At 62.9% G+C, this 6561-nt stretch carries 7 protein-coding genes and 1 tRNA gene; all 8 read left to right on the plus strand.

All coding sequences use genetic code 11. The features are described from left to right. The first annotated feature begins 99 nt into the window (after nucleotides 1–99). Entirely contained in the window at nucleotides 100–843 is a 744-nt protein-coding gene (locus tag Q8R81_RS10055) for a Bax inhibitor-1/YccA family protein (RefSeq protein WP_305617410.1), read from the plus strand. A 203-nt stretch (nucleotides 844–1046) separates the two neighbouring features. Continuing rightward, on the plus strand, nucleotides 1047–1784 hold the full coding sequence (locus Q8R81_RS10060; protein ID WP_305617412.1) for a hypothetical protein: 738 nt from the start codon (nucleotides 1047–1049) through the stop codon (nucleotides 1782–1784). 115 nt (nucleotides 1785–1899) lie between these two features. Next, nucleotides 1900–1975: transfer RNA gene (locus tag Q8R81_RS10065), tRNA-Ala, on the plus strand. 138 nt (nucleotides 1976–2113) lie between these two features. After that, nucleotides 2114–3172, plus strand: coding sequence for a GTPase ObgE (gene obgE, locus Q8R81_RS10070; protein WP_305617414.1), 1059 nt, complete (start codon nucleotides 2114–2116; stop codon nucleotides 3170–3172). Between the two features lie 202 nt (nucleotides 3173–3374). Continuing rightward, the gene (gene proB, locus Q8R81_RS10075) at nucleotides 3375–4508 is read left to right on the plus strand and encodes a glutamate 5-kinase (RefSeq protein ID WP_305617416.1); all 1134 of its coding nucleotides are present in this window, start codon (nucleotides 3375–3377) and stop codon (nucleotides 4506–4508) included. Further along, complete coding sequence (locus Q8R81_RS10080) at nucleotides 4508–5428, plus strand: NAD(P)-dependent oxidoreductase (RefSeq protein ID WP_305617418.1); 921 nt, start codon at nucleotides 4508–4510, stop codon at nucleotides 5426–5428. The genes proB and Q8R81_RS10080 overlap by 1 nt, the downstream gene beginning before the upstream one ends. 130 nt (nucleotides 5429–5558) lie before the next feature. Continuing rightward, on the plus strand, nucleotides 5559–6029 hold the full coding sequence (locus tag Q8R81_RS10085; protein ID WP_305617420.1) for a DUF805 domain-containing protein: 471 nt from the start codon (nucleotides 5559–5561) through the stop codon (nucleotides 6027–6029). A 50-nt stretch (nucleotides 6030–6079) separates the two neighbouring features. Next, the gene (locus Q8R81_RS10090) at nucleotides 6080–6496 is read left to right on the plus strand and encodes a DUF805 domain-containing protein (protein WP_305617422.1); all 417 of its coding nucleotides are present in this window, start codon (nucleotides 6080–6082) and stop codon (nucleotides 6494–6496) included. Nucleotides 6497–6561: the final 65 nt, after the last annotated feature.

The raw sequence follows: 6561 nt of genomic DNA on the forward strand, positions 1-6561 counted from the left end.
GATTGGTCGTCTCTGGCACCGGTTTCGCTTGAAAGCGGAACCCAAAGCGCCGATATTCCGTTTACGTGGCCATTGGGGCCATCTTACGGAGCTTTGAAAATGGCAAATTGGAACGACCCTCGGCCCAACGGGACGGGTTTCGGCGCGTCTCCGAGCCTTTCTGGCGCTTCCACACGCGGCGAAGTGTTCGACGCGGGTCTGCGCCGTCACATGCTGTCGATCTATAACTACATGGCTTCGGGCGTGATGCTCTCGGGCATCGTCGCGTTGCTGTTCGCTACGTCGGGCGCAACGCAGGCCGTGATGGGCACGCCGTTGAAGTGGCTGATCATGCTGGCGCCGCTGGCGTTCGTCATGTTCATGAGCTTTGGCGCGAACAAGTTCTCGACCACCGCACTTCAGGGCATGTTCTGGGGCTTCGCTGTTGCAATGGGCCTGTCGATGTCGACCATCTTTCTGGTCTACACCGGCACCTCGATCGCGGTGACGTTCTTCGCCACGGCAGGGGCGTTCGCCGGTCTCAGCCTGTTCGGGTACACCACCAAGAAGGATCTGTCCGGCATGGGCAGCTTCCTGATCATGGGTGTGGTCGGCCTGCTGATTGCTTCGGTCATCAACATGTTCCTGCAGTCGACCGGCCTTGCCTGGGCTGTCAGCTTCCTTGGCGTGCTGATCTTCGCGGGTCTCACCGCCTACGATACGCAGCGCCTGAAGGAACAGTATGCCTATGTCGCGGGCACGGATTTCGCGGGCAAGGCCGTCGTGCTCGGCGCGTTGAGCCTCTACCTCGACTTCATCAACATGTTCCAGTTCCTGCTGCAGTTCATGGGTGAACGCCGCTGATCTGCTGAAACAGCCGAACTGAACAAGATTGCCCGGCGAGCTGCAACGGTTCGCCGGGTTTTCTTTGCGTGGGGGATTCTCATTGCTGCGCAGCCGCGCTAGGTGTGGCTTCATCTTGCAGCAAGGTTTCCGGGTTCACACTTGGTTGGTGGGAATTTCAGGGCCGTCTGCCAATATGGTTGCCAATCGAATTCCTTGGGGGAATGCCGATGTTCGAATTCCGGCGCACTGTCGCGCCAACTGCCCTGATCGCTGCACTGGCCTTTGGCCTTGCCTCCTGCGCGCCCAAGGCTCCGCCACCACCGCCTCCACCACCGCCGCCGCCCAAGGTCGTGGTGATCCCGCCCAAGCCGCGTCCGCCAAACAACGCGTCCGATAATCTGTCGATCCCACCGGCAGATGCCAATGGCCTGCGCTATTCGATCAACCGCGACATTAGCCCCGCGCAGATGCTGTGGAACTTGCGTTCGGCCTACAATGTGGCCGCTCTCAACTGCAGCAAGCCGCAGCACGCCGATATTCTGCCGCGCTACAAGACGTTCCTGACTGCGCATGCCAAGACGCTGACGGCCACGAACAAAAAGGTCGATGCCGAATTCAGGGCCAAGCATGGCGCGAAGTTCATCGCCCCGCGCGAATCCTATATGACGTCGGTCTACAACCATTTCGCTTTGCCGCCGACGCTTACCGATTTCTGCGATGCGGTGGGTGCAGTCACACGCGATGGTGCGGCAGTAAAGTCTGCCGAACTTGAAGCCTTCGCGGCCCGCAGTCTGCCAAGCATCGAGGTCGTGTTCGACGATTTCTACCGTCGCTACGAAGTCTATCGCAATGATCTGGCGATCTGGCAGGCCCAATATGGCCAGCCCGTGACCACGGCCCAGCCTGCCATCAGTCTGCCGGGATCGGGCACCCAGATGACAGGTGGCGCAGGCAGCTGAGCGCCAGCTTGCGGTAAAAAATGCACAAGGGGTCTTTGCAGGCCGGGAGCGCTGCGCTAATGGCGGCGCTTCCGTTGGCGTGCCTCGTGTGCGTTCAGCGGGCGATACCGGGAACGGGGCCGTAGCTCAGATGGGACAGCGCGTCGTTCGCAATGACGAGGTCAGGGGTTCGATCCCCCTAGGCTCCACCACTAGGTATCATCGAACCGCCTGATCAGGCAGGCGCCTTGCGGTTCGAGGTTACAAGCTCTCCATGAACGGGTAAAAGGCTCGCTCCGGGGCGCGAAGTTGCATTTGCTCCGGGCCTGCCATTGGAATTGGTTACCCGCATGCATTTTCTCGATCAGGCCAAAATTTTCATCCGCTCAGGACAGGGCGGCGGCGGTGCTGTCAGCTTTAGGCGTGAGAAGTACGAAGAGTACGGCGGTCCCAACGGCGGCAACGGCGGCAAGGGCGGCGATATCATCTTCGAAGCGGTCGCCGGGCTGAACACCCTGATCGACTTCCGCTATACCCAGCATTTCAAGGCCCAGCGCGGCCACGGCGGCGCTGGCTCCAACCGCACCGGCGCCGGTGGCGAGGATCTGGTGATCAAGGTTCCAGTCGGCACACAGGTGCTCGACGATGACCGCGAGACTGTCTTGCTCGACCTTACCGAAGTTGGCCAGCAGGTGGTCCTGCTGCGCGGCGGCGATGGCGGGCGCGGCAACGCTTCGTACAAAACCTCCACCAACCGCGCTCCGCGTCAGCACGGTCCCGGCTGGCCCGGTGAGGAAATGTACGTCTGGCTCCGCTTGAAGCTGCTGGCCGATGCCGGCCTCGTCGGCCTGCCCAACGCGGGCAAGTCTACCTTCATCAACCAGATCACCAACACCAAGGCCAAAGTTGGTGAATACGCCTTCACCACGCTGCGCCCGCAGTTGGGCGTCGTGCGCCACCGCAACCGCGAATTCGTGCTGGCCGACATCCCCGGCCTGATCGAAGGCGCGGCAGATGGCGCAGGCATTGGTGATCGCTTCCTCGGCCATATCGAACGCTGCCGCGTGCTGATCCACCTGATCGACATTCACAGCGACACCGACCCCGCCGAAGCCATGCACATCGTTGAAGGCGAACTTGAAGCCTACGGCTCGGGCCTTGATGAAAAGCCGCGCCTGATCGCGCTCAACAAGATCGATCTTGTCGATGCAGAACTGGTCAAGGCCTTCAGCAAGGAACTCATCGCCGCCGGGGCCGACAAGGTCTATCCGATCTCTGGCGCAACCGGCAAAGGCATGGATGCCCTGATGGACGCGGTGCTGGGCTTCCTCCCCCAGGCCACCATCACCGAACGCCCGACGGGTCAGGTCGAGGATGGCGACGACGAAAAGCCCTGGTCGCCGATCTGATACTTCTTGGCGACCCTACCAACACTTTCGTCATTCCCGCGCAGGCGGGAATCCAGCGCGCAAGGCCTGAAACTGGATTGCCGCCTGCGCGGGAATGACGAAGATATTTGGGTGACGGGATAACCGCATGAACGGGTATTCCGCCCCACATATCCGACCGGCCACCCTTCACGCCTCGTCACAAATCCCCTAAGCGGCTCCCATGAAGATCAGCCAGCTTGCCCATTTGATCGACGCTTCCGCCTGTCCGCGCCTTGTGGTCAAGGTCGGCTCGGCACTGCTTGTGGGCAAGGATGGCGCGCCCCGCCGCGAATGGCTCACCGCGCTGGTCGCCGAAATCGCCGCTGCCCGCGCCGCCGGGCAAGAGATTATTGTCGTCTCCTCCGGCGCGATCGCACTCGGCGCGCGCAAGCTTGGCCTTGCCAAAGGCGGGCGCGGCAGCCTCTCGGACGCTCAGGCCGCCGCCTCGGTCGGCCAGATCGCACTCGCGGGTCTCTGGGCTGAACTCCTCGGCACCCACGGTCTCACTGCAGCGCAGATCCTGCTCACGCTGGAGGATCTCGAAGACCGCCGCCGCTACCTGAATGTCACTGCCACGCTCGGCACCTTGCTGGCAGCAGGCGCGGTTCCGGTCATCAACGAAAACGACTCGGTCGCCACACAGGAAATTCGCTTCGGCGATAACGACCGCCTCGCCGCCCGCGTAGGGCAGGCGGCAGGCGCATCGGGCGTGCTCCTGCTTTCCGATATTGACGGTCTCTACGACCGCGATCCCCGCCAGCCGGGAGCCAACCGCATCCCGGTGGTGCGCGGCGTTACGCCCGAAATTCACGCGATGGCCACCGGTGGCTCCTCCTCCGGCCTCGGCTCGGGCGGGATGACATCCAAGCTGCAAGCCGCCGAAATCGCCGAACTGGCTGGCATGGCGCTTGCCATCATCGACGGCCAGCCCGGCTCTCCCATCAGCGCTGCCCTCGGCGCAGATCGCGGCACCTTGTTCCTCCCGCGCGGGCGCAAGCAAGCGCGCAAGGCGTGGCTTGGCGGGCGCATGCGGATGCGCGGCTCTGTTCACGTCGATGCCGGGGCCGCTGCCGCGTTGACCCGTGGTTCCAGCCTGCTCGCCGCCGGAATCACCGCCGTCGAAGGCGATTTCCAGCGCGGCGATGCCATCGCCGTCATCGGTCCCGATGGCCAGACGCTTGCGCGTGGCCTGTCCGAATACGATGCCGCCGAATGCCTCGCACTCAAAGGCCACCATAGCCGCGAACACGAAGCGCTGCTTGGCTACGCCCCCCGTTCTGCTCTGATCCACCGTGACCAGATGGTGCTGCTGTAATGGCCGCAGAACTGCTGGCGATTACCGGGGCGACCGGTTTCGTCGGCCAGACCGTCCTAGATTATGCTGCCCGCGCCGGAATAGAAGTCCGCGCTCTGGCCCGCCGCCCGCAGGAGGCTCGCGTCGGCGTGGAGTGGGTGCAGGGAGATCTGAATGACAAGCGTGCGCTCCAGCGGCTCGTCGGCAAAGCCAGCGTCGTCCTCCACATCGCTGGCGTGGTCAATGCGCCAGATCCGCAGGGCTTCGAGGACGGCAATGTCTGGGGCACGCTGAACGTCGTCAACTCTGCGCTCGATGCCGGCGTTCCGCGCTTCGTCCATGTCTCCTCGCTCTCGGCGCGCGAACCGGAACTGTCGGTCTATGGCCGGTCAAAATTGCGCGGCGAAAAGATCGTAAAGGCCAGCAGCCTCGATTGGACCGTCGTCCGCTCGCCGTGGGTCTATGGTCCGCGTGACACGGATACGCTCGAAATGTTCAAGGCCGCGCGGTACGGCGTGCTGCCCGTGCCGCCCAAAGGCCATGCCTCGCTGATCCACGTAAACGATCTTGCCCGACTGCTCCTCGCGCTGATCCCTGGCGGTGAAGATGTCACCCACAAAACCTTCGAGCCAGACGATGGCAGCCCCGGCGGTTGGAGCCACAACGACATCGCCAAGGCCATCGGCATGGCCGTGGGCAAGCGCGTCACCGCCATCAACCTGCCCGCAGGCATGCTCCGCCTCGGCGCAAAGCTTGACCTGCGCTTCCGGGGGAAGGGTGCAAAGCTCACGCTGGATCGCGTCGGTTACATGTGCCACCCCGATTGGCGCGTGGGCGAGGGGATGCAACCACCGTCCCACATCTGGACCCCGCAAGTCGAAACCCGCATGGGCCTCCACGCCACCGCCGCTTGGTATCGCGAGGCGGGCTGGCTGAAGTAACTGCGGCCCAGGTCACTGCGGCCCGGCTAACTGCGGCCCAGCTAACTGCTCCAATCTGACGGCGCATGCTTGCAGCAGCGCGCAATCCGTGGTGACTTGTCCCCTCAATACCTGTCGAGGGGGAATTACGATGGAATGGATGCTGTTGCCTTACCGGCGTTATGCCCAGTTTTCGGGCCGCGCGCGGCGCAAGGAATACTGGATGTTCGCGCTGTTCGTGGGGATCGTCTACATGATCTGCGCTGCGCTGATGCTGGCTGGCGGCGGAATGGCAGCACTCACCGCCGGAATTCCCGCGCCCGACGGACCTCCGGTGTCCGCCCCTGAATTCAACCCGCTGTTCTGGCTCGGTGCAGCTCTGTTTGGTATTTTTGCGTTGGCAAGTTTCATCCCTTCCATCGCCGTCGGCGTGCGCCGCCTGCATGATCGCAATATGTCGGGCTGGTGGTATCTTGGCTTCATCCTTGGCGGAGCTATCCCGGTCATCGGTGGCCTTATCAGCCTCGGTTTTCTCGTGCTGATGTGCCTGCCGGGGACCACGGGAATGAACCGCTTCGGCGATGATCCCAAGAACCCGGTCGGCTACGACGTGTTCGGCTGATCCCATCGGGCGCGGCCTTTCGGGGCCGCGCCAATATGCCGGAAAGCGCCATGAACTGGATGATCCTGCCCTACCGTCGCTATGCCGAATTTTCCGGCCGCTCACGCCGCCGCGAATACTGGAGCTTCGCGCTGTTCTACTTCCTCGTCATGATCGGCCTGAACATCGTGTTCGGCACCAATGATGTGAAAAGCGGTGGCGGCGCGTTCGTCTACGGCACGCGGCTGGTCGGCGCGGGCAGTTGGATCGGCAGCTTGTTCTGGCTCGCCAGCCTGATCCCCGGCCTTGCCGTATCGGTCCGCCGCCTGCACGATCAGGACCGCACCGGCTGGCTGTTGTTGCTGTGGATCATCCCGTTCTTGGGCTGGTTCGCCATCCTCGTGCTGATGTGCCTCGACGGCACACGCGGCCCGAACCGCTTCGGACCTGACCCGAAAAACCCCACTCCGGCAGATGTGTTTTCCTAAACTCTTGCTGGCGCAACTCGAAACCAGGACAATATCCCGTTCGTGTCGAGCGAAGTCGAGACACT

The organism is Novosphingobium sp. (assembly GCF_030696665.1).
Lineage (GTDB): Bacteria > Pseudomonadota > Alphaproteobacteria > Sphingomonadales > Sphingomonadaceae > Novosphingobium.

What these genes read in the sequence shown, in the direction of transcription:
- Q8R81_RS10055 (WP_305617410.1), top strand. Translation starts at nt 100, where the DNA reads ATGGCAAATTGGAACGACCCTCGGCCCAACGGGACGGGTTTCGGCGCG.
- Q8R81_RS10060 (WP_305617412.1), top strand. Translation starts at nt 1,047, where the DNA reads ATGCCGATGTTCGAATTCCGGCGCACTGTCGCGCCAACTGCCCTGATC.
- obgE (WP_305617414.1), top strand. Translation starts at nt 2,114, where the DNA reads ATGCATTTTCTCGATCAGGCCAAAATTTTCATCCGCTCAGGACAGGGC.
- proB (WP_305617416.1), top strand. Translation starts at nt 3,375, where the DNA reads ATGAAGATCAGCCAGCTTGCCCATTTGATCGACGCTTCCGCCTGTCCG.
- Q8R81_RS10080 (WP_305617418.1), top strand. Translation starts at nt 4,508, where the DNA reads ATGGCCGCAGAACTGCTGGCGATTACCGGGGCGACCGGTTTCGTCGGC.
- Q8R81_RS10085 (WP_305617420.1), top strand. Translation starts at nt 5,559, where the DNA reads ATGGAATGGATGCTGTTGCCTTACCGGCGTTATGCCCAGTTTTCGGGC.
- Q8R81_RS10090 (WP_305617422.1), top strand. Translation starts at nt 6,080, where the DNA reads ATGAACTGGATGATCCTGCCCTACCGTCGCTATGCCGAATTTTCCGGC.